Origin of the sequence: Pedobacter heparinus (assembly GCF_032678725.1) — a bacterium.
Classification (GTDB): domain Bacteria; phylum Bacteroidota; class Bacteroidia; order Sphingobacteriales; family Sphingobacteriaceae; genus Pedobacter; species Pedobacter heparinus_A.
Window position 1 is genome coordinate 128,863 of the sequence record NZ_JAVTSC010000006.1, and the last position, 23,763, is coordinate 152,625.

A 23,763-nucleotide genomic window follows, 5' to 3' on the forward strand; every position below is an offset into this window, starting at 1 on the left:
ATAACACCCTAAAGTTTTTATATTTTAATTTTTTCGGATAGTTTGAAGATGTCATAGGCCACTTTTTGGATCAGGTCGATCTGTTCGGCAATGATGGTCTCATCTTGCGAGACTGGTTTATGCCCGTCAATATTTCTCCTGATCAGTGGAACATTACTTCCCTGTTCTTTGTTGACATGCAGGTTTTCTACCGCCAGGTTCAGCAGATATATGGTATTCTGGACGGTAGGATTAAGGTCTTCAAAATTGGCGACAATGAAGGCATGTTCTTTCTTATACAGGGACAGGGTTGCGATATAAGAGGAAAACAGGTGGTTAAGGGCGGTAAACTGATGCAATTCTTTGATCATCAACTGCTTGCTTTTAGGCTCTGAAAACATGCGTTGAAAAAGTGAGGCCAGATTAGCCGTTGCCACATATACTTCTTTTCGTGCTACTTTATAATTGGTCAGGTTATGCACCTCATCCACATAGAGTAGTATCACTTCTTCAAAATATTTCATATTTGCCTTTAGCGTATCAAGCATCGCTTCCTTCAGTTTTTCATGCTCCCAATTTGGGAAAAGAGAATAGCTGGCCAGCAGGGCAATGCCAGAGCCGATCAGTGTATCGTAAATCCTTTCCCTGGCTATGGACAGGCTCCCCATACCCAAAAAATCAAACAGGACCAGGATATAAGGGGTCATGAACAGAACGCTGACCACATAATTTTTGCGCTGGAAACTATAAGCACCGATCATGCAGAAGAGCAGGATCAAGAACAGGGTGTTTTTATCCTGCACATAGACCAGGATGCCCATTCCGATAAATGCACCGATGACGGTTCCAATGATCCGTTCGTAATTGCGTTGCTTGGTTAAACTGAAGCCAGGTTTTGAAATGACAAGGATGGTGAGCAGGATCCAGTAGCTATGGGAAAGATTTAGCGTTTTGGCTACAATGAATCCGACCAGCATCACAATGGCCACCCGCAGGGAATGCCTGAAAGTTGAAGAGCTAAAGGTCATGTTTTCATACAGCAATTTAGGATCGAGACTTTGCCTGGTTACAAATTTGTCTATTTCTATTTCCCTGGGCTTTAGATTTTTCTTCTCTTTTTTGTTGAAATAGCTGTTAATGGTTTTAACACGTGACAGGATATTTTCAATGTTGACCTCTATGTTTTTTAAGGCGATGATACCTAGTGTGCTGTATTTTCCATCGGTATTTTTGCGTTCAAGCCAGTTGATCTGATTCTTTAATCTTTGTACATCTTTAATCAGTGAGGTTGGCAGGCGGGGAGTACCACCGGTTTTCAGGGCAAATGCAATATCATCCAGTTCATCTGCTATTTTCTTGATTACGGATTCATAATGTCTTAAAATACCGGAGGAATCAAATTGTTCATGTAACTGCTTGTAGTTGTAATAAGTAGACATGACCTGTTCAAACAGATCGACCATGTCTACAAAAACCAGGAGGAGAAAACGTCCTTCGGGTGTAGATTCTCTTACAATTTCCCTGGTTTTAAACAACACTTCCCTGACCGCATCCTGTTTTTCATGCACGAGCACCTGAAGTTGCAGCAAATCGGCGTAATTTTCATCATAGTCGATATTTTTATGGTAAAACCTGGCCTTGGCCCTTAAAAAAAGACTGACTTCATGAATGGAATCACTTAAAGTTTGCTGAACCAAACGATAGGGGCGTATCCTGTAAAAAAAATAGCTCAACCCGGTATACCAGATGCTACCCAAAAAGATAAGTCCGGAGGAGAAAAGTACTTCCTGCCAGGGCCTGATGTCGTCAATACTCAATACCATGATCAGTAAGGCTGAAGTGCCAATTGAAGCAGCCCTGAGCCCATACAGAAAGAACATAGAAAAAACAAAGCTGAACAATACAATGAGTATGGCCGTAAAATAAATGTTGCTGTTGGTTAAACCGACAACAATGAAGATTAATGTGATCAGAGCGGTAGTGATCAGCATGGCATTCCTGCGGTGGACAATCGGGCCGGGTGAGTCGACAACACTGGCACACAACGCACCAAGTGATACCGTCATTCCATATTGCAGCAGGCCAAATTGTGCAAGGATCAATGAAGGGCAAAGAACGCCCAATGTTATGCGAAGGCCGTCAGCAAAATAAGTACTTAATAAAAAATCATGAATACTTCTGATCGGACGATTAAACATATTACAAATTTAGCGTTACCAGGACCTATCAATTATTTGACCATTTTAAGCTTAAGATCGGCATTTTTTAGATTTGTTCAATTGAAATGAGAAAATAAAAAAACAGATTGCGGAACCGGCAGGCAAATACAGGATATCTTTAAGTCACATAATTAATATTATGTTAAGTAATAGATTATACAATGCCCTATTTAGTCCGTTTGAGCCCATGGTACTAAAATTCTTCCAGCTTGCCTTTTAGTTCCTGTACTTTATCCAATCTGTTTTTACGGGTGTAGATCTCAATCAGCAATTGTACGGTGGCTTTGTCATTCTGATTGATCTCATGTGCCTGGAGCAATGCGATTTCAGCTCTGTTGATGTATGAGGCAAATTGCTGATTACGCTCGGCTTTTCCTGATTTGAAGGCTTCGTTTGCAGAATTGATATAAACCAGGCCCAGCTGGTATAATGCATCAAAATAATTTTCATCTAAACCTAAAGCTTTATTGTATGCCAATTCTGCAGTGCTGTTGTTGGCTTTATGTTGCTGTAAATAACCATACAGAAAATACAACAGTTTATTATTACTCTCTACCTTAAGTGTAGATTCGATGACTTGCATCGCCTCCGTATATTTTTCGTTGTCGAGCAACAGATTAATATAGTCATTGGTTAGAAAAACATTGTACGGATTTGCCTTAATTCCTTCTTCCAGTGTACGGATTGCCAGTTCATGCTCAAATTTTGAGGTATAAATACTAGACATATTCTGGAAAACAACAGGATTTTTAATTCCATTGTCTTTTGCCCTTTTAAAATAAACCAATGCTTTATCATAAGACTGGATATTTTGTGCAGCGAGTGCGGTATTAATTGCCAAAGTGGTATCCTTTGGCAACAAATCACTCACTTCTTTAAGCAATTCATAAGCGGCAGCAAAATCACCTTTTGCGTAAGCTGTATTTCCTTTCTTTTGTTTCCGGATATTTATATTAAATGCTGCAGCATCTATTAAACGGTAATTCGCCTGGAATTTATCGAGCCTTTTGGCAGAATCAATAGCCTGGATGGCAGAATTGTAATATTTATCAGCATTGCCCTCATTTTCATCAATGATGGAAATGTAAGAACTTAAATAGGCTTTAATTGCCCAGGTTTCCGGCCATTTTTTTGTTTTGTTGTCGTTTTGAGCAGCTTCTGCCGCCTTGATCCCCTCTCCCAATACGGCTAGCTGCTTCTTCTCATCTTGTTTGGCATTTATGGCCACCTGCAGCTTACCTACGCTATTGCGTGCAATCTGAAGCTGACTTTTTTGAGCGAAAGCAACGTTACAACTTAATGAAACCAGGACTATACTACTAACTAAAGATATCTTACTCATACAAAACGTGTTCTTGTTACAAACTTATAAAAAAAAAAGAGGGATAAAAATTACCCCTCTTTTTAATGTGTGATCAGGATGAATTATTGCTTTAATTCCGCCAGTTTTTTATTAACTACTTCATAGTTCACTTTATCATCTTTAAACAGGTAGATTATTTTCAGATTTTCCAAAGCGTTTACGTTTTTAGGGTCCAGTTCTAAAGCAGCTTTGTAATAAGGAACAGACTGGTCTATCAGTTTGGTCATCTTAACGCCCATCTCATTGAATTCCTTAGTTTTTTTCACATCTAAAGCATTTCTTTTGGTCTGGATCTCCAGTGCCTGCTTGTAATACGTATCGCCCATTAAGTATTGATAGATCGCATTTTTAGGATCTTTGGCAATCAGCTTTTGAAGCATTTCCTGAGATTTTGCAATGTCTCCTTTTTTAATATAAAGATCAGTTTCCATCCCAATAAAATAGGAATCATCAGGATATTTAGCGGAAGCTTCTTTTAAAAGTGCCAATCCGGCTACGCTGTCTTTGATTTTATCGAATGTAATACCAACAATTTCAGAGTACAGCACTTTTGCATCTTTATAATTCAGATCTATTGCCTTTTTGAAATTCTTCACCACTTCCGGATAATTTTTTAGTTCTTTCGCGGTTACCCCTGCATTTACGTACATGCTGGTGTCATTAGGGCTTTTGACAGTAATTTCATTAAATGCATCTAAAGCTGCAGCAAAATCTTTTTTATTGTAAGCATAGATCGCTCTGTTCCTCAATGCATTTTCTACGTTAACACTTGCTGTTTCGATATTCTCTTTTTCAGCGCCCTTGGTATCTAAAGTTTTCGCTTGTGCAATGGCCTCTTCAGCGATCTTTTGATTAGCCTTGGCATTATTCTGATCAACGGAATCCACTAATGCAATTCTGGATGCAAATAAAGCACGGTAAGACCATGCCTCAGGCATAATTTTAGATTTCTCATCTGCAATGGCTTTATCAGTATGTGCTAACCCACCATTTAATACTTTTAAATGGTCGGCTAAGGTTTTGCCTGAAGTAACCGCCAAAAGATTCCAGGCTTTCTTAGCCTCGTTAATTTCACTTTTTTGAGCGTTTGCAAATGAGGCAACACCTACAAACAATATACCTAAAAGTACCTTTTTCATTTTTCTATAATTTGTTCAACAATTATTATTTATTGGTATTAATGGGCCCGAGGGCCCGGTTAAATTTACTTTTCATCATTATCCTCAGCTGCATCTCCCTCCTCCTCATTCTCCTCTTCAGCTGGTTCATCTTCAACAGCTCCAGCTGGTTCACCATCGACAACTACATGGCTTTCTGTTTCTTCAACTTCTTCGTCCTCATGTTCAATTCTGGCCACAGATGCGATCTCATCGTTACCTTTCAGGTTAATTAAACGAACACCCTGTGTTGCCCTGCCCATAACCCTTAATTCACTTACTACAATCCGGATTACGATACCAGATTTATTGATGATCATCAGGTCATCTGCATCAGTAACGCTTTTTATAGCAACAAGGTTACCTGTTTTCTCTGTGACGTTTATGGTTTTAACACCTTTACCCCCCCTGTTGGTCACGCGATAATCTTCTATATCTGTACGTTTACCATAGCCTTTTTCTGAAACTACCAATATGGTTGCCCCCGGATCATCTACAGCAATCATGCCAACCACTTCATCTTTTTCATGAGCAAGGGTTACACCTCTTACACCAGTAGCTGTCCTGCCCATTGGTCTTACTTTTTCTTCGTTGAAACGAATGGCCCTTCCAGAGCGTAAGGCCATTACAATTTCGCTGGCGCCGGTGGTTAAACTGGCTTCCAGTAACTGGTCACCTTCATTGATGTTAATGGCATTGATACCATTTACCCTTGGTCTGGAATAAGCTTCTAACGAGGTTTTCTTAATTGTGCCCTTTTTGGTACACATGATGATGTAATTGTTTTCAAGATATTCCTGATCTTTCAGGTTTTTTACCTTAATAAAGGCCTTGATCTTCTCCTCTTTAGGAATGTTGATAATGTTCTGTATCGCCCTTCCTTTACTTAATCTTGTTCCTTCAGGAATTTCATAAACCCTTAACCAGAAGCAACGACCTGTTTCTGTAAAGAACAACATGTAATTGTGGTTAGAGGCTATAAGCAGGTGTTCAATAAAGTCTTCATTTCTGGAGTCACTTCCTTTGGATCCTTTTCCGCCCCTGCCCTGTGTACGGTATTCTGTTGCAGGAGTACGCTTAATGTAACCTTCATGTGAGATGGTAATTACCACTTCCTCATCTTCGATGAAGTCTTCCATGCTCATGTCTTCGGCTGAATGCACAATGGTCGTTCTGCGCTCATCGCCGTATTTATCCCTCATTTCCACAAGTTCGTCCTTGATGATCTCCATACGTTTACCTTCATCATCCAGAATAGACTGTAAGTATTCGATGGTTTTCATCAATTCATTGTATTCATCTTTGATCTTATCGCGTTCCAGACCTGTTAACCTGCGTAAGGTCATGTCCAGGATAGCTCTCGCCTGAATATCGGACAGGCCGAATTTCTCCATTAATCCGGTCCGGGCATCTTCCGGTGTATCTGAATTACGGATTAATTTGATGACTTCGTCTAAATGATCTAAAGCAATTAATAAGCCCTCTAAAATGTGTGCCCGTTTTTTAGCTTCGGACAACTCAAATTTAGTTCTGCGAACCACCACCTCATGTCTGTGTTCCACAAAATAGTGGATCAGGTCTTTCAGGTTTAACAATTGTGGTCTTCCCTTAACCAGCGCAATATTGTTTACGCTAAATGAGGTTTGTAAAGCTGTTTGCTTAAACAGGTTATTTAAAACTATCGAGGCATTTGCATCACGTTTAATCTCATAAACGATACGTATGCCATCTTTGTTGGATTCATCTTTGATGTTCGAAATGCCTTCCAGTTTTTTCTCACCAACCAGCTCAGCTGTGCGCTCGATCATCTGGGCCTTGTTTACCTGATAAGGTATCTCCGTTACAATAATAACTTCACGGTCTTTTACGGCTTCAATTTCTGCTTTGGCACGCATTACAATACGGCCACGCCCGGTTTCAAATGCTTCCTGAACACCTGTATAACCATAGATAATGGCTCCCGTAGGAAAGTCAGGTGCTTTGATGAACTTCATCAACTCTGCAATTGTTACCTCTTTGTTATCAATATAGGCTATAGTTGCATTAATGGTTTCGGTAATGTTATGCGGCGGCATATTTGTTGCCATACCTACCGCAATACCGGATGAACCATTGATCAGCAGGTTGGGTACTTTTGATGGAAGAACAGTTGGCTCTTGGAGGGAATCATCAAAGTTTAACTGGAAATCAACCGTATCCTTGTTGATGTCGGCCAGCATATCTTCTGCAATCTTTTGAAAGCGTGCTTCAGTATATCGCATTGCTGCAGGAGAATCGCCATCAATAGATCCATAGTTTCCTTGCCCCTCTACCATCAGGTAACGTAAGCTCCATTCCTGGGCCATCCTTACCATCGTATTGTATACCGATGCATCGCCATGTGGGTGGTACTTACCCAGTACCTCTCCAACAATACGTGCAGATTTTTTATATGGTTTATTGTTTGCCAAGCCCAGATCGAGCATTCCGTATAATACACGGCGGTGTACCGGTTTTAATCCATCCCGCACATCTGGTAAAGCCCTTGATACGATAACCGACATCGAATAATCGATGTATGCAGACCGCATTTGCTCGTCAATATCGATTCTAATTATTTTGTCGTTTTCCTGATTTTCTAAATCTTCTGCCATAAATATTAATGTTCCTTAAGAACGTTTTAAATGTGGTATTCTTATAACCTTGCGAAGCTAATAAAAAATGCGCCATTAAGACGCATTGTGGAAAAATTTTAACCTGTAAATGAATGCTTTTTTAAGGCATTTAAGCCCATACGATTCCCTTTTTGAGTTTACTTAGAGTATCAGACTCCAGGCTGCCCGAAACCGGCTGATAATTGTAGGTCCATTTGGCCATCGGAGGTAAACTCATGAGTATGGATTCTATGCGTCCATTGGTTTCGAGACCAAATTTGGTGCCTGCATCGTACACCAGATTAAATTCTGCGTACCGGCTTCGCCGCAGATATTGCCACTCTTGCTGCTGGGCTGTAAATTCCTGATCCCTGTTTCTTTCGATCAATTCTGTATAGGCAGGTATAAATGTGTTTCCAACAGCAACGGAAAAATCGAGCAGCTGCTCAAAAGATAATCCGGTATTTTCGGGTTTTAACCTGTCATAAAAAATACCGCCAACTCCCCTGGTTTCTTCTCTGTGCTTGATGTAGAAATAATCGTCAGCGTTGGTTTTAAATTTAGCGTAAAATGTGGGGTCAAACTGATCACAGGTCTGTTTTAAGAGGTGATGAAAAAACCTTGCATCGGTATCAATAACGTAATGTGGGGTCAGATCTATCCCTCCGCCAAACCACCTGGTTTGTTCATCCATTTCGAAATAACGGATGTTCATATGGATAATGGGTACAAAAGGATTCGCAGGATGCATGACAATGGAAACGCCTGTCGCAAAGAAATCGTCACTTTCTACATGGAAGGCTTTTTTCACTGCATCAGGTAATTTTCCATGTACTGCAGAAAAATTAACCCCTCCCTTTTCAATTACGTCTCCATGCTGCATGATACGGGTTCTTCCGCCACCACCGCCTGCCCTGTTCCAGATCTCTTGTTCAAACTTCGCCTTACCGTCAGCCAGTTCTAAACTGTTGCAGATCTCATCCTGAATTTTTTGATAGGCAGCTACTACTTTATCTTTAAACACCATCTTTTAAAACTAAACTCAAAGTTAACCTTAATAAAAAGTCATACCCCCTTAAATTTACAGATAGTACATTGTTTTGACACTATTCTTCTATAAAATTAAGGTCACGTCCGTAGGTTTCATCCAGGTTGTAGAGGGCGATGTAGGCCAGGCCAACTGTAAGTACTGCCAGGCATAACGCGGCATTGATAATCCCCATATGGCTACGCAGCCATTGGAAAAGAATGCTCACCAAAATTAATGAACCACGTACCATATTGGGTGCACTGGTGGTTACTGTAGCCCTTAAATTTGTGCCAAATTGTTCCGCTGCAATGGTCACAAATACCACCCAGTACCCCGTAAAAACGCCAAATAGGACACACAAGATATAAAAACCCGTGGCTGTCCATCCAGTATTTAACAGATAAAAAAGAATGGCGCAGAAAGTAAGTGTCAGGAAAATAAAAACAATTTTTTTTCTTGTCTTAAAAACCTGGCTCAGGGCGCCGGTCAGGAAATCGCCCAGGGAGATGCCGATATAAGCGAACATTACGCCTTTGCCATTATCCAATATTTCTCTGGCATTCAATGCTTTACCAAAATCAGGTGCTATACCTATCAGTATGCCTACCACAAACCAAAGCGGAACTGCGATCAGTATACAGTTGAGGTATTTAAAGAAGCGTTTCCGACTGGAAAAAAGCATCAGAAAATTCCCTTTCGGAACCTCTTTTTTAGCCATTATCTCAAACATCCCTGATTCAAAAACGCCAATGCGTAAAAGTAACAGGACAATACCCAATGCACCTCCTACGAAAAAAGCGGTACGCCATTCAAAATGATCGCCAACCATATATGCCGCTACTGCCCCACTTAAGCCAATAGCTGCAACCAGCATGGTTCCATAGCCTCTTTTTTCTTTGCTCATGCTTTCGCTTACCAGGGTAATTCCGGCTCCAAGCTCACCTGCCAAACCCAGGCCTGCAATAAACCTTAAAGCAGCGTACATGGGTATGCTGCTTACAAAACCGTTTGCAATGTTAGCCGTAGAATATAGGAGTATGGAACCGAAAAGCACCGAGAGCCGGCCCTTTTTATCGCCTAAAATGCCCCAGAATATTCCTCCGATAAGCAATCCAGCCATTTGCCAGTTCATCAGGTTTAAGCCGGTTTCCGTTATTTTATCAGCCGGAACGCCAAGGGCAGTTAAACTTTTGTTCTTAATGATTAAAAACAGCAGCAGATCATAAATGTCTACAAAATAGCCCAATGCGGCAACAAGGATCAAAAAAAATACATTTCTGTTTTTCTTTTCGGCAGTCATATCAAATTAGTTTGGGGAATGAAAGTACAAACAAATTTGATGATCAAAAATATTTAAATAAAAATAGGCCGACCATTTTCAGATCAGCCTATTTTGCTCGTTATTTTCTCCCCTTTTTTTAACTCAAATTATTGAGGTGGCATCTTAGTGGTATCAGGTGGCAATGTTTTAGTGGTATCAGGGGGCAATGTTTTGGTGGTATCCAGGGGTGCAGACATACTGGTATCTACTTTTGTAGTATCAGAAGTACCCGACATATTCTTCGTTGAGTTGCATGCAGAGACAGCTATACTTAATGTACCGGCAACCGCAAGGCTTAAAATTAGCTTTTTCATAGGATATCTATTTTAAATTCAACTAATTAACAAGCAGAAATACTTAATAGTTTTAAGTATTTAAAAAAATGAATGCAGGTAGGCGAGATTTATAGCTGATCACGGCCTGAAAACTTAATGATGAATCTTTAATTTGTCCAGCAGTTCGGGAGAAATATTTTCGGCATAAGCACCATAAGCATCTATAATTACCCCCTTCAAATTACCAACAGGAGATGAAATGGCATAAATTACCGAACTGTCATCAGGATCTGTCATTCCTTCAAAACGATAAAACTCATCGATTTCAAATTCTTCCGGCATGAGCTGAATATCAATGGCCTTGCATTCAATATATTCGGCTGATAAGTTAAAATCATATTCGTAGCCGCGCTTCTCAAGATCTGCGACAGCAGCAGTAAGGGTATCATATATATACATAATCCTAATTTACTAAAAAATTACCTTACGATCATATATATAATTTTATTGTTCAATAAACTTTCTGATATTTAAGCATCATGGTAGTATCAGAAAAAACCCTCAAATGGGCCTTATGTTTATATCCACCTTTATTGTTTCAACGCATCTGGGTTAAAAAATTTCATAATGGATTTCGTGGGGTTGACGTCAAGATTGTAAAAAGTTTGTGGAATAAGAATTATAACGGCTCCATTTTCGGAGGTACCATTTATGCAGCTACAGATCCCTTTTACGCGCTTCTTTTTGACCAGTTGTTACAAAGGGCCGGATTTAAAGTACGCGTATGGCTTAAAAGCGCGGCCATTCAATATCTGAAGCCAGGACGTGGCGATTTATATTTTACCATAAACATTACCGATGACATGCTAAATGAAGCCATAACAACGTTAAATACTACCGGCAAATTTATAAAAGCTTACCCCATGGAAATTACAAATGCTGAGGGAGAGATCTGTGCCACAGTAATGAACGAGGTTTATATCAGGAACCTGCATCAGGGAGAACAACCACGCATCGCTTATTAATGCTTTTAAGGAATACGCAAAATGAATATCAGGAAACTAATTTTACAGGGAGAAGGCACGACATTAGATTTTAAAAAAACGATCACCAGCAATGAGAAAATAGCAAAAAGCCTGGTGGCATTTGCAAACAATAAGGGCGGTCAGTTATTGATCGGTGTAGCTGATGATGGAAGCATCAAAGGTGTAAAATCTGAAGATGAGGAGCGTTATATGATCACCAAATCAGCCCATCAGTTTTGCAAGCCAGCGATAGAACCTGAATTTGAAGAGGTTTATATAGATGATAAGCTGGTACTTGTTGTTAAAATAGCACCAAGTGATATTAAGCCACATTACGCCCTGGATGAAAATAAAAAATGGTGGGTGTATTACAGGGTAAAGGACAAAAGTTTACTCGCCAGTAAGATCATTGTTGATGTGATTAAAAAAGGTAATGATAAAAATGATCAGCTGATTCCATATACGGATCAGGAAAAAAAACTTTTTGAGCACCTTGGCGAAAAAGGCCGGATTACCTTAAAGGAATTCAGCAAACTTACACGCAGTTCTTACAGGCAGGCCCAGAAGGTTCTGGTTAAGCTCATCATCAGTGGACTGATCATGCCGCACTCCTCTGAAAAAGAAGAATATTTTACCATAAATTAAGAGGCACATGTCATGCTAAATTCATTTCATGCTATCCAATATTATTTTAAACGTTTTAAAGCAGGTTTCTTGATTTATTTGGAGCAACGGTACTAAAATTGAGCTTGAAAAAGCCGATTTTTGCCAAAATGTTGACGAGCCTATACACAAAGTACAAACCTTATTATTCGGACAATTTACGTTTGGCAATGCCTATTGTGGTATCCCAATTGGGACACACCCTGGTACACCTCGCAGATAGTGTGATAGTTGGGCATTTTGCCGGCACCATACAGCTGGCAGCAGTATCTTTGGTAAACAGTCTGTTTATGCTTATTCTGGTTTTAGGTATGGGCCTTTCTTATGGGCTGACCCCCTTAATTGCACAGGAGAACGGACGGAAAAATTACGATGAATGTGGAAAACTGCTATCTAATAGCCTGATTATAAACTTTTTTACGGCTATACTTCTGTACGCACTGGTACACCTCGGCACTTTATTGGTCATAGACCATATAGGCCAGTCGCCTGAGGTGGTGGCTTATGCCAAGCCTTACCTGGGTTATTTAGGTTTTTCCATTATTCCACTAATGATCTTCCAGACCTTTAAACAGTTTGCTGAGGGGCTTGGCTTTACCAAACAGGCTATGTTTGTTTCTATTTGGGGAAATCTGCTCAATGTTATTCTTGGAGTGATCTTTGTAAAAGGAATGTTTGGTATAGAAGCTATGGGTGTTAAAGGCGTAGGATTAAGCACCCTGATAGACAGAACCCTGATGGCAATTGTAATGTCCGTTTACGTACTTAGATCCAGACACTTTAAGGTATATATACAAAGCTTCAAAATTAGCTTTATGGACAAGATAAGGAGCTTAAAAATTATAAAAATTGGTGCACCGGTAGCCTTACAATATTCTTTTGAAATCAGTGCTTTTAGTGGTGCGGCCATCTTGATCGGAACCATTGGTGCGGTAGAGCAGGCAGCACACCAGGTAGCGATAAATCTTGCAGCGGTAACTTATATGATGGGCAGTGGCATCGCTTCGGCAGCAACCATTAAAACAGGCAACAATTTTGGTAAGCGAAATTTCGGGGACCTTAGAAAATCTGCTATTGCCAGTTATCATGTTATCCTCTTATTTATGAGTATAACAGCTATACTGTTTATCGTTGCCAATAGCTTTCTTCCCTATATCTATACCGAAGACATGGCCGTAATAAACATAGCTGCCCAATTACTGATCATTGCAGGTTTTTTCCAGCTGTTCGATGGGACGCAAGTAGTTGGGCTTGGTATATTAAGGGGAATTGGGGATGTGAACATCCCTACTATTATCACCTTTATTGCCTACTGGATCATCGGTATCCCTTTGGGGTATTTATTGGGCATTGTATTGGGACTTGGTGTAAATGGGATCTGGTACGGCCTGACATTCGGTTTACTGACGGCCTCTACCCTGCTGTTCATCAGGTTTCAGCGAAGAACAAGGGCTTTGATCCTGAGTACCGTAGAATAAAAACCAGCTCCTTTTCCACTCCTTCGTTTTTAAAGCCCTGTAATTGGGCCTTACAGGTAATGTTGCGGGCTTTTAAAATTAACTCTATAAATTTAGTAGAATTATTTTGATTATTGAAAAACTTGGACTAATATTGTCGACTAATTCGATAGATATTATATAATGCAAGAGAACGAAATCAAGTTAACCATCCATCGTAAATCCCAGGAAAAGAAATGGAGACAGATCGCCTATTTATGTCTGCTTATTCTTGCGGCTTTGTTTGCCGGCTATGCGATGTATGCTTATTTATCCTACGAGTCTGTTTTGGCATTTGGCAAAGAAATGTATGGGCAAATGGATGAGAAATTCGTCTGGATGCTGGTGGTAGGCTTCATGGCCCAGCTGGTTGATGGTGCCCTTGGTATGGGATACGGCGTAGTTTCTACTACCCTGCTGTTGTCTGGCGGTTTAAACCCCGCTGTGATATCAGGCAGTATCCATACTGCAGAAATGTTTTCGAGTGGTGCATCCGGGTTCAGCCATTACCGGTTTGGCAATGTCAACAAGAAGTTATTTAAAACCTTATTGATTCCCGGCGTACTTGGCGCAATAGCCGGCGCACTCTTACTGGGTTATGCCGGAGAAGCTTTTTCTCAATGGATCAGACCATTGATATCTATTTACACCTTGTTACTTGGTATTAAAATTTTAAGCAATGCATTTAAGGATAAGCCTAAACCGCAGAAAGTGAAACGCGCTGGCTGGCTGGCTGGTGCAGGAGGTTTTTTAGATTCATTTGGCGGCGGTGGTTGGGGGCCTTTGGTTACTTCCACCCTCATTTCAAAAGGACGTACGCCAAAATATGTAATCGGTTCAGTGAGTTTAACCGAGTTTTTTGTAACCATGGCAAGTGCTATCACCTTCTTTTTCATCCTGGGTGTAAGCCACTGGCAGTCTATCATAGGGCTGATTGTAGGTGGTGTAATCGCAGCCCCCATAGCAGCCAGACTGGTTGGTAAACTTCCCATTAAAAAGATGTTTATCGGGGTGGCAGCAATCGTAATTATCTCCAGCATCCGTATCATATGGATGTCTGTTGGAAAACTGTTCTAAAAGAAAATAGCCCTGGTAAATCAGAAATTTGTCAGGATCATTGCTGATTTAAAAAGTTTAATCCAGCCGGTGTGATGGAAGCAGAATGCTGCACACTGTCCCTGTTTATCCGGATGTACCCCAGTTTTTCCAGCTCTTCATAAGTTTCTTCCATTCCACCTAATATAGAAGAACTCACCTGCTGGTCGATAATTTCCAATAATGATATCATAGCTTCTTTTTCCATAACGTTAAGTATTAATTTACTTAAAGATAGAGAAAATTAAACTTTTATTCTTTCTATTGTTTGGGTTTTAGTCGCTGTATTTACACCCTTCAACTCCACGTATTTTACATTAGGTAGCCAAAACGATCCCCCTTCAATCCTAAGAAAGATACGCTCCAGCTGTATTTTTTTCTTATTTACCGTAACGTATACATAGTATTTCTTGTCTTCCGGGGATTTCAAAAGATACATGGGAAACTTTTTATACGATACAAATTTTAGTTCGTACTGCCCATTACCAATATCCTTTGTTTGAATACCGTATGCAAATTTTTTCTGGATATAACTCAGATCTTCTTTTTTACCCTTTTCACCATAGCGGATCCAGTACACTTTTATCGGTTCTTTTCTGTCTAAATTACCATCTTCATTTACATTCAGTTCACAAATAATCGTATTGGTATTCGGATCTCTTTGCAGATAAAAAAGCTGATTAGTTATGCCTTGCGGAGTTGGAAATTTTAAAGGAGACGGATCACTGTGGTCAGCAGTTTGTCCGTATGCTCCAGGGTTTAAAAGTAACATGCCACAAAACCAAATGATCAAATGCGTACGGGTGCCCAAAACTGCTGGCTTCATATTTATTTTTTTTAAACTCAAATTTAGCTCAAAACAATTGCACAAGCAGGCCATGCTGGTTATTTTACATTACAACGATACTTGAGAAATGAAGATCAATTTAGTTCCCTTCAAAGACAACAGCTGAACTGTTTTGACTTAAAACATGAAAATCAATCCTTACAAAGTGATAATGCTTTTCACGTTTGGCGTTTGTTTTTTAAATATGTGTGCTTATTATTTTTCATTTAACAGATAATTTAAGATTAAATTAACAATAATTCAATCTTAAAAAACAGCCATAATCATATCAAAAAACGGATTATTTGAGAGAAATATTAAATTAATGTCATAATTATATTATTTCATTAGTGTATTATATACACTATATAAAATAAGTATGTATATTTGTCTTATTAAAAATGAACAACACTTCTACTCCGGATGCTAATCAATCCGGATAGAATTAAAGAGAAAACCCGTTCATACAGGTTTATATTTGGTTAGAATAGAGGATAGTCTGGATGGATAGCCTCTTTCTTTTTTTATAGGGGTTTTGTAATTATTTACATTGCTTAAAGCTATCATTAGCCGGATAGCTAAAATTATTCTGGAGAACCCACCTGGCCTTGTAAATTTTTAAGCCATTTTGTGAAAATACAGTATTTCCCTTTCCATCAATAACCTCATCCGACCACCAGGACTCCTTTGGCCTGAGCAGTATTACCGGAAAACCCTCAGGTCCGGAGGAAACACTTTTAATATCGGATTGCAATACCTCTGCCTGGCTAAGTTTTTTGGTCGCCATATCAAACTTATAAACATTTGTAGTATTGGTTAGCCATAAAGCATTTTCATTATACACAGGAAATAAGTCATGTGCTTCGGTACCTGGTATGTTTATGGACTCAACCTGAGTAAGGTCTGGATAATCACAATTAAAATTATATTTGAACGACTTTAACTGGTTCATAGCTGCCGACCAAAGCAATTGGTTTTTATGGTCCCAAACCACATTGTGTCCAAAATCAATAGGTATTGTTTTTACATATACCTGATCGGGAAAATTCAGTGTATCCACCCTGAACAAGGTCAAATAGTTACCGGTGCTGGAAGCACTTACAATATTTCCATCAGGAAGCAACTCTGCCGAATGTACATTTCCTCCTGCAAAAGCGTAAAACAAGGTCTTCTTATCCGTAATTCTCACCAGTGCTACGCCCCCTCCGGAGGCAGTTACCAATACATATTTTCCATTATACACCAATTTTGCATCGCTGATATTACTAAACCACTTTAATGCATCATTTTTGACATTGGCAGTTGAAGGACTCCATTCCCATATTATGGTTTTGGAAGCAACATCTGCAATCGCCACCCTGGTTTGAAGCTGTTCAGCAAGGATGATGCATTTTTTACAAGCTGCAACCGAAACCGGGGGATCAACCCCCGGAACGGTAACGGGTGGAGTGGTATTTTCTCCGGTCTCGGCTGTATAGCCTTTTTTCTTACATTGTGCTGCAAAAAATGAGATTGCAACAACAACAAATAAAAATTTTCTCATAAATATCTTCTAATAAACACCATTAATGATGCATAAGAAGCATCGTTTGACGCTTTTTATGCATCATTACGTTTTAATAATTATCGTTCTGTGCAAGGTTTGGATTGAGTTCTCTCTGGGTTTGTGCAATAGGCCACCAGTAATCCCTTAGCGGATTAAAATTGCGGATTACGATCTGCTGGTTTTGCGAATTAAATACAGGACCAGGTAATACCAGTTCCGCTATTTTCCATCTTCTGATATCGGTATAATAAAATCCCTCAAAGGCAAATTCTATTCTCCGCTCATGACGGATCAACTCGCGCATTTGGGGTTTGGTAAGTGTAACAGGTACCTGGTAAGGCACAAGCCCGGCACGCTGACGAACCAGTTCTACCGTATTTCGAACAGCAGCATCGGGAGCCGTTAGCACTTCATTTTGTGCTTCAGCATACATCAGCAGTATATCTGCATACCGTATGACCATATAATTGATCTGCGATCTTCCTGCACTGTTAATCAGATCGGCGGAAGGTACAGCTTCCTTGTCGTAGATGCCGTATTTTTTCACCCCATACCCGGTCTGTTTAAAAGTACTATTGGTGACAGGCGCTCCCAGATAGGTATCTCCAGGATAGACAATGCTTTGATACATGCGTGGATCCCGGTTTTCATAAGGTTTTGTGGCATCATACAAAGGCGATTGTGCAGGTGAAAGACCGTCTTTCATGTCATAAGCATTGATGAGATCCCGCAATGGAGCGTTTGTATTGTACAGGCGATTGATGAGGTCAAAAGAATTGCCAAACCCAGGAGCTGAAATGGTATATTGCACATCAAAAATTGTTTCCTGTTTGTTCTCGTTCGCTGGTAAAAACAATTGTCTGTAATTCGGAAATAAACCATAGCCAGCACCGGGAAGGTCCATTACCGCCTTGGCAGCATTTGCCGCCGCAGTCCATTTCACTGCATCTCCGGAAGGGTTATTGAGCGGGCTGGCTTCAAACAAAAGCATCCTGGCTTTTACCGCGAGCGCCGCGCCGCTCGTTGCCCGGCCAATGTCATTCCCGGTATATTTAGGCGGCAAAACTGCAGCAGCTTCATCCATATCCTTTATGACCTGCTGCACTACCTCTTGCCTGCTATTTCTTGGCAATTTACCCTGGGAATCCAGATCCGGGGGATCTAAAATCAATGGCGCCCCTCCATAATAAGTAGCCAGCAAAGAATAATACAGACCACGTAGAAATTTTGCTTCTGCTTTTGTCCTGTCTTTCAGCGCATCGGCCATGGGCACATCATTTACCTTCTTTAGAAAAGTATTGCAGCGGCCGATCCCGCGGTAACAATCTTTCCATCTTCCCTCAATAACACCGGTAACAATATTTCCAGTTTGGGCATTGCTTGCGGTATGGGTTCCAAGTGCAATGACACCGAAACCTGCAGAATTGTCATAATTGTATGCATTGGGTGTTGCTGTTTCCTCCCAAAGCGGTGTAGCATACCCATATAATGAATTTGAGGTTAAAACCTGGTAACATCCTGTTAAACCAGCCAAGGCTGTCTTTTCTGAGGTCCAGAACGTTTCTTCTGTGTACCTGTCATTCGGCTGGGTATCTAATGCATCTTTACAAGATGTAAACACAATGGCCAGCAAAAGTATAATTGATATCTGTTTCATATTATAATTTTTTAAAATGATGAAGCATATTGCTTCTAGAATGTTGCATTGATCCCGAAATTGAATGTTTTCAATGTTGGGTATTCATAAAAAGTATCAGATTTAATGTCTTTTTCCGGATCAAAGCCTTTAAACTTTGTAAAAGTGACCAGGTTTTCTGCGTTGACAAATAAAGACACCTTACTTAAAGACAGTTTCGAGATCCACTCCTTCTTAAAATCATATTTTAACTGTAGGCTTTTTAACCTCAAATAAGAGCCATCCTGTAACCAGAATGAAGAGGAATTTGGTGTGGAGTACATTTCAGGTGCACCTGTAGCGGTAGTAAGAATAGGTAATCTCGCTCCAGGATTTGAAGGTGTCCAGGAATCGGTCGCCCATTCCCTGGTGACACCAGCCCCATTATTAAATGGCTGGGCAAGATTTACGGTCGGATAAAGATCTATTCCCTGAACTCCCTGGAAGAAGGAATTCAGGCTTAAATTTTTATAAGCCAGATTTAAATTGAAGCTATAAGTAAACTGTGGATTGGACCTGCCTGTGATCACCCGGTCATCACCATCAATCTTATGGTCACCATTGATATCCTTATACCTTAAATAGCCAGGCCGCACGCCTGTACTTACTTTGGCACTGTTATCAACCTCCTGCTGGTTCTGGTAAATACCGTCTGCCTGGTAAATATAGTAAGAGTCAATCGGGTAACCCTCTTTGATGATCCTTCTGCCACTTATGATCGTTTCTCCATTTAAGCTGACTACCTTATTTTTCACATAACTTACCCCCCCGGTGAACGCATAGGTAAAATCGTTAATGGTATTGCGGTGCGACAAATTCAGGTCAAAACCAGTGTTATCTACTGTACCTACATTTTTTTGCGGGCCAGTTAGCCCGCCTACCTGTTGTGGAATTCCTACAGGCCGCAAGATACCGGAAGTTCTTTTCTTAAACACATCAAAGGTAAAACCAAGCAGTCCCTTCCAGCCTTCAAAATCCAATCCCAAATTTGTTGTTGTTGTCGTCTCCCAGGAAATGCTTGGATCATTGTAGGCGTTAACAGAGGCACCCGGACTAATTACATTGTTAAATGAATAATCTGAGCCCAGCCTTACTGAATTCAAATAACTGTAAAGCTCTACAGCCTGGTTACCCAGTTTGCCCCAGGAACCACGGAGCTTAAACTGATTGATGAATGGCATACCTTTCATGAAATTTTCCTGATCTATACGCCATGCAGCGGAAACGGATGGAAAAGCACCCCATTTATTTCCTGTCGAAAATCTGGAAGAGCCATCGTACCTGACAATTGCTTCCAGAATATACCGGTCATTAAAGGTATAGTTTAATCTTCCAAAATAAGAAGAAAGTACATCTTTGGTCCTGACTCCCAGCGTTGTAGGGTTAACTGAACCAGCAGAGAGGTCGGTTAAGGTGTTGTCGAAATAACCTTCTATCTGCCCGCTAAACCATTTCCGGTAAAAATTATTATAACTGGTACCAATTACCCCGGAAATGCTGTGCTTTTTGGCAATTAATTTATTCCAGGTTAAAGTCTGATAAAACGACATGTTTACCTCGTTCTCATTGTATTCATAAGAATTTGGATTGACATTATAATTGTTTACTGCTCCGGTAATAGGATGATAGGACATGATTAATGGGGTAAAAACACTGGCATAGCCATCTAACCTGTCAACCCCAAAATTGACACTGTATTTAAGGTCAAAAGGCAATTCGTAATCTGCAAAAACCTTTGCCAGTAAACGCTGGGGAGTACGAAAGTTCCGCCCTTCCTTAAGTAACATGATGGGGTTCTCGATGGTATTTCGTCCTGGGGTGGGAAATACAACTGATCCATATTTTCCGTCGGCAGTATAAGGGGTAAAAATAGGGAGCACACGCGTTAAGCGGGTGAAATAATAACTGGTTGCACTGCCAGAGTTTCCACCGAATGCGGGTTCTGTATAGCTACGGTAATTGCCCACAATATTTGTCCCGATCTTTAGTCTTTTCGTGATATCTGCTGAAATATTTGCATTTAAAGTATACCTGTTGGCATGATTAGCATCTATTAAAATTCCGTCCTGATCCATATAGCCCAGGCCTATATTGTACAGTACTTTATCAGTCCCTCCGGAGAACCTTAAATTGTGCTGCTGAATGTATCCGTTTTTTAGGACCAGGTCAAACCAATTCAGATTCGGATAGGCTATCGGGTTACTGGCCATTCCATTTTGGTACTCGGTAATCTGCGCGGCTGAATAATCAACGGCAGCAGCCGATTTACCCTCGTTGATCAGTGCCTGATTTTTCAGCTGCATATACTGTATGGGATCCCAAAGCACATCTGGTAAGGCAGTTGCTTCCTGTACACCATAGCTAAAATTATAATTAATCTCTGTTTTTCCTTTTATACCAGCTTTTGTAGTGACAAGGATAACTCCATTTGCCGCCCTTGAACCATAGATCGCAGCCGAAGCATCTTTTAAAACAGTCATCGTTTCAATAAAATCCGGATTGATTTCACTTAAAGGATACTCCACCCCATCCACTAATACAAGCGGGTTGTTGTTTCCAGATGCGCCTATCTGACTGATTCCCCTGATCCGGATGGTTCCTGCATCCTGCCCTGGCTTGCCACCGGCCTGGTTTACCCATAAACCTGAAACGCCCTGCAAAGCCTGACTGGCATTGGTAAGGGGCCTGTTCTCACGTGTAGACATGTCCAGGATAGACAAAGAACCCGTCAGGTTTACTTTTTTAACCGTACCGTAGCCTACCACAGCAACCTCGGTAAGCAGCTGCTGATCTTCTTTTAATTGTACGTTTATGTTTTTCCTGCCATCAACCTTAACTTCCTGGCTTAAAAAGCCAACATACTTAAAGATCAGGACAGCCTCATTATCTGGCGCCTTAATCAGGTATTGTCCATTTGCATCGGCCGTTGCAGCGATAGCGGTTCCTTTTACCATTACGGAGGCCCCAGGTAAGGGAGCACCATTTAAATCCGTAATTTTTCCGGTCACCTCAATAATCTTAAAATAATCAATGATTTTTTCTGTAAAGGTCTTTTCTTTCTCCCTGATTACAATGACGTTATTTTCAATGGTATAGGTTAAGGGAAACCCATCCAAACACCTGTCCAGTGCTTCCCGCAAGGGAATATTTTCAAAGTTCACGTGGATAAGCTGTGTATTCTTCACCTTTTTTGCAGACCATAATATGTTATAACCGGTTTGCTTGTTTATTTCATTAAAAACCCTTTTTAAAGTAGTTGATTTCTGATTAAGGGTAATGCGCTGTGCAAAACCCGAAGCGCTTACCTGCATTAATGTAACAAACATTAAAATCGTTGTAATTTTCATAATCAGCAGGAATTTCCTGATGCAGCCATGAGGCGTACAAAAAATCTTCGTAAAATTTTTATACATTTGAGTATCTGTTTAATTGAATAAAATTGTTTTCAGCAATGCATTTTGGTTTTATCAGATATTTGATCAGGAGCATTGCGAGTGTTCCTGATTTTTACCTTTAAAACCATTTCTGTTGCCCTTAAGTTGAGTTTTCTTTTTTCATCATGATTCTGGTTTATATTGGTTATTTATTTTGCGTTCAATACCCTGATCTGCCTGCCTTTAATTTGAAATTTAACTTCACCAGTCAGTTCCAGCATTCTCAGTAACTCAGATACATTGGTAAAACGAGTGGTTACACCAGCAAATGGTTCTTTCTTCAGCGCATCGTTTTCGAAAACAACTTCGATGTCATACCACCTGGATATTTTCCTCATTATACTTTCCAGTTTTTCATCATTAAAGCGGAAAAAGCCATTTTTCCAGGCCAGTTCTGTTTCGATATCTGCGGGCTCAATTTCCAGTTTATCCCCAGATAATATGCCCTGCTGACCGGGCTTTAACATGCCAGCAACTGCCTTTCCAATATTTATTCTCACCGACCCTTCCAATAAAGTAGTTTTTGTTGCCTCCTCATCGCCATATGCGTTTACGTTGAAATGTGTACCTAAAACTTCAACTTCCTGATCAGCTGTTTTCACAATAAAAGGACGTTCCTTATCCTTTGAAATTTCGAAATAAGCCTCTCCGTTAAGTTCAATTACCCTTTTTTTGAGCGCAGCAAAAGTTGAAGGATATTTAATGGAAGAAGCCGCATTGAGCCATACTTTAGAGCCATCCGGAAGGATGATCTGATACGTTTCTGATCTTGATGTAGTCAGGCTATTATAGGTTTGTTTTGCATCAGTTTGTACCGCAGGATCAATCTTATAAATCAATTGTCCGTCCGGGGTCTTAATAATGGAAACACCTGCCTGTTTCGCAATCTGCCCATTCAGCGCATCAGACAAAACAATTCTTTTACCATTTGCAAGTGTTAAAGTTGCCGTTTTTGTACCCGGTGCTACATCGTTGACATAAATATTTGAAGAACTAAGCGGTTTCCTGCTCTCCTGATGATTGTAAAAAAAAACTGAACCTGTGATGATAACTATCGCAGCAGCGACTGCAGAATACCAAAAACGATTTAAACCGGCAGATTTAACTTTCCGGTTTTTCATCAAAGCTTTGAATATCAATTCACTTTCTTCATCCAGTTCGGCTGCTGAAAGTTTAGAAATATCATCCTTATGAAAATAATGAAGCCAATATTTTGCTATTTCTTCCTCTTCTGCAGAAGCAGTGCCCGAATCTACTTTGTAAAGTATATTTTTGATATCCTTTCTGTCCATTACTTTTTTTAGAAAACCTTATATAAAGCAAAGGCAATTCAGAAAACTAAAATGGGTACAACCGGTAAAAATATTTTATCACTCAGAAATTAATGACAACGAGCACATAGATCAATAGACCAAGCTTTAATTTCAGGTGTTTCATTGCCCTTTTCATTTGTGTAGCTACGGTAGACTCCGCAATATCCAATTGTTGCGCAATTTCTTTGGCAGACAGGTATTGATTTCTTTTCAACTCATAAATCTCACGCATCCGCGCTGGCATAGCCAAAATTTCCTTTTCGATCAGCGCAGTAATGTCCTTTTCCCTGATTAGAAAATCCGTTTCTGAACTTTCCATATCGATATAATGATTACCCTCATCAGCATATTTCTTCAGTATCTGTTGGTGTTTAAACAAGTTAAATATCTTATTCAACACAGATTTATAAAGGTATCCGGAAAGTGTAGTTTTTAAATGGAGGGTATCCCGGTTGTTGAGCATCCATGCAAATACATCCTGAACAACATCCCTGGCTTCTTCTTTATTGCCTAGTTTATGATAAGCATACAGGTAAAGTAACTTGTCATACCGCAGATAAATCTCCTTAAATGCAGCATCATCGCCTGATACAAACAAGTCCATTAATTTTTGATCAGAATAGCTGGTATATGTTTCCATTGGTTATACAGTGATTACATTGCATCTCCGAATGATCACCCTCAAATGTAACAGCTCAATATTAAATATTTAT

The 23,763-nt window shown here is 40.1% G+C and carries 19 protein-coding genes; 4 read left to right on the forward strand and 15 right to left on the reverse strand.

Going from position 1 to position 23,763, the window contains the following annotated elements:
* Positions 1–17: 17 nt before the first annotated feature.
* The 8 genes from R2Q85_RS11300 to R2Q85_RS11335 all read right to left on the reverse strand — a co-directional run bounded on the left by R2Q85_RS11300 (position 18) and on the right by R2Q85_RS11335 (position 10,436).
* Positions 18–2,177: an FUSC family protein gene (locus R2Q85_RS11300; RefSeq protein ID WP_316811892.1), complete on the reverse strand. Its 2,160-nt coding sequence runs from the start codon at positions 2,175–2,177 to the stop codon at positions 18–20.
* Positions 2,178–2,391: 214 nt separating this feature from the next.
* On the reverse strand, positions 2,392–3,540 hold the full coding sequence (locus R2Q85_RS11305; RefSeq protein WP_316811893.1) for a hypothetical protein: 1,149 nt from the start codon (positions 3,538–3,540) through the stop codon (positions 2,392–2,394).
* An 83-nt stretch (positions 3,541–3,623) separates the two neighbouring features.
* Complete coding sequence (locus R2Q85_RS11310) at positions 3,624–4,700, reverse strand: tetratricopeptide repeat protein (protein WP_316811894.1); 1,077 nt, start codon at positions 4,698–4,700, stop codon at positions 3,624–3,626.
* A gap of 65 nt (positions 4,701–4,765) precedes the next feature.
* Positions 4,766–7,351: a DNA gyrase subunit A gene (gyrA, locus tag R2Q85_RS11315; RefSeq protein ID WP_316811895.1), complete on the reverse strand. Its 2,586-nt coding sequence runs from the start codon at positions 7,349–7,351 to the stop codon at positions 4,766–4,768.
* Between the two features lie 130 nt (positions 7,352–7,481).
* On the reverse strand, positions 7,482–8,378 hold the full coding sequence (gene hemF, locus R2Q85_RS11320) for an oxygen-dependent coproporphyrinogen oxidase (RefSeq protein ID WP_316811896.1): 897 nt from the start codon (positions 8,376–8,378) through the stop codon (positions 7,482–7,484).
* Positions 8,379–8,457: 79 nt separating this feature from the next.
* Positions 8,458–9,681 (reverse strand): MFS transporter, encoded by a 1,224-nt coding sequence (locus R2Q85_RS11325; RefSeq protein WP_316811897.1) that lies wholly within the window; start codon positions 9,679–9,681, stop codon positions 8,458–8,460.
* A 128-nt stretch (positions 9,682–9,809) separates the two neighbouring features.
* Complete coding sequence (locus R2Q85_RS11330) at positions 9,810–10,016, reverse strand: coproporphyrinogen III oxidase (RefSeq protein ID WP_316811898.1); 207 nt, start codon at positions 10,014–10,016, stop codon at positions 9,810–9,812.
* Positions 10,017–10,130: 114 nt separating this feature from the next.
* Complete coding sequence (locus R2Q85_RS11335) at positions 10,131–10,436, reverse strand: phosphoribosylpyrophosphate synthetase (protein ID WP_316811899.1); 306 nt, start codon at positions 10,434–10,436, stop codon at positions 10,131–10,133.
* A gap of 80 nt (positions 10,437–10,516) precedes the next feature.
* Between R2Q85_RS11335 and R2Q85_RS11340 the strand changes: the two genes are divergently transcribed.
* The 4 genes from R2Q85_RS11340 (at position 10,517) to R2Q85_RS11355 (ending at position 14,238) form a co-directional block, all read left to right on the forward strand.
* Positions 10,517–11,002 (forward strand): DUF4442 domain-containing protein, encoded by a 486-nt coding sequence (locus R2Q85_RS11340; protein ID WP_316811900.1) that lies wholly within the window; start codon positions 10,517–10,519, stop codon positions 11,000–11,002.
* Positions 11,003–11,023: 21 nt separating this feature from the next.
* Complete coding sequence (locus R2Q85_RS11345; RefSeq protein WP_316811901.1) at positions 11,024–11,647, forward strand: ATP-binding protein; 624 nt, start codon at positions 11,024–11,026, stop codon at positions 11,645–11,647.
* 128 nt (positions 11,648–11,775) lie between these two features.
* On the forward strand, positions 11,776–13,143 hold the full coding sequence (locus tag R2Q85_RS11350) for an MATE family efflux transporter (protein WP_316811902.1): 1,368 nt from the start codon (positions 11,776–11,778) through the stop codon (positions 13,141–13,143).
* 162 nt (positions 13,144–13,305) lie between these two features.
* A complete protein-coding gene (locus R2Q85_RS11355; RefSeq protein ID WP_316811903.1) occupies positions 13,306–14,238 on the forward strand; it encodes a sulfite exporter TauE/SafE family protein in 933 nt (310 codons plus the stop codon).
* Positions 14,239–14,275: 37 nt separating this feature from the next.
* On the opposite strand, the gene R2Q85_RS11360 is transcribed toward R2Q85_RS11355, so the two are convergent.
* The 7 genes from R2Q85_RS11360 to R2Q85_RS11390 all read right to left on the reverse strand — a co-directional run bounded on the left by R2Q85_RS11360 (position 14,276) and on the right by R2Q85_RS11390 (position 23,690).
* Positions 14,276–14,464, reverse strand: a complete 189-nt coding sequence (locus R2Q85_RS11360; protein ID WP_316811904.1) for a hypothetical protein — start codon at positions 14,462–14,464, stop codon at positions 14,276–14,278.
* Between the two features lie 36 nt (positions 14,465–14,500).
* On the reverse strand, positions 14,501–15,082 hold the full coding sequence (locus R2Q85_RS11365) for a DUF4833 domain-containing protein (protein ID WP_316811905.1): 582 nt from the start codon (positions 15,080–15,082) through the stop codon (positions 14,501–14,503).
* Positions 15,083–15,623: 541 nt separating this feature from the next.
* Positions 15,624–16,625: a DUF6528 family protein gene (locus R2Q85_RS11370; RefSeq protein WP_316811906.1), complete on the reverse strand. Its 1,002-nt coding sequence runs from the start codon at positions 16,623–16,625 to the stop codon at positions 15,624–15,626.
* Between the two features lie 73 nt (positions 16,626–16,698).
* Complete coding sequence (locus R2Q85_RS11375) at positions 16,699–18,285, reverse strand: RagB/SusD family nutrient uptake outer membrane protein (protein ID WP_316811907.1); 1,587 nt, start codon at positions 18,283–18,285, stop codon at positions 16,699–16,701.
* Positions 18,286–18,320: 35 nt separating this feature from the next.
* Positions 18,321–21,629, reverse strand: a complete 3,309-nt coding sequence (locus R2Q85_RS11380; protein WP_316811908.1) for a TonB-dependent receptor — start codon at positions 21,627–21,629, stop codon at positions 18,321–18,323.
* Positions 21,630–21,886: 257 nt separating this feature from the next.
* Complete coding sequence (locus tag R2Q85_RS11385; protein WP_316811909.1) at positions 21,887–23,029, reverse strand: FecR family protein; 1,143 nt, start codon at positions 23,027–23,029, stop codon at positions 21,887–21,889.
* Positions 23,030–23,111: 82 nt separating this feature from the next.
* Complete coding sequence (locus R2Q85_RS11390) at positions 23,112–23,690, reverse strand: RNA polymerase sigma-70 factor (RefSeq protein ID WP_316811910.1); 579 nt, start codon at positions 23,688–23,690, stop codon at positions 23,112–23,114.
* Between the last annotated feature and the right edge of the window lie 73 nt (positions 23,691–23,763).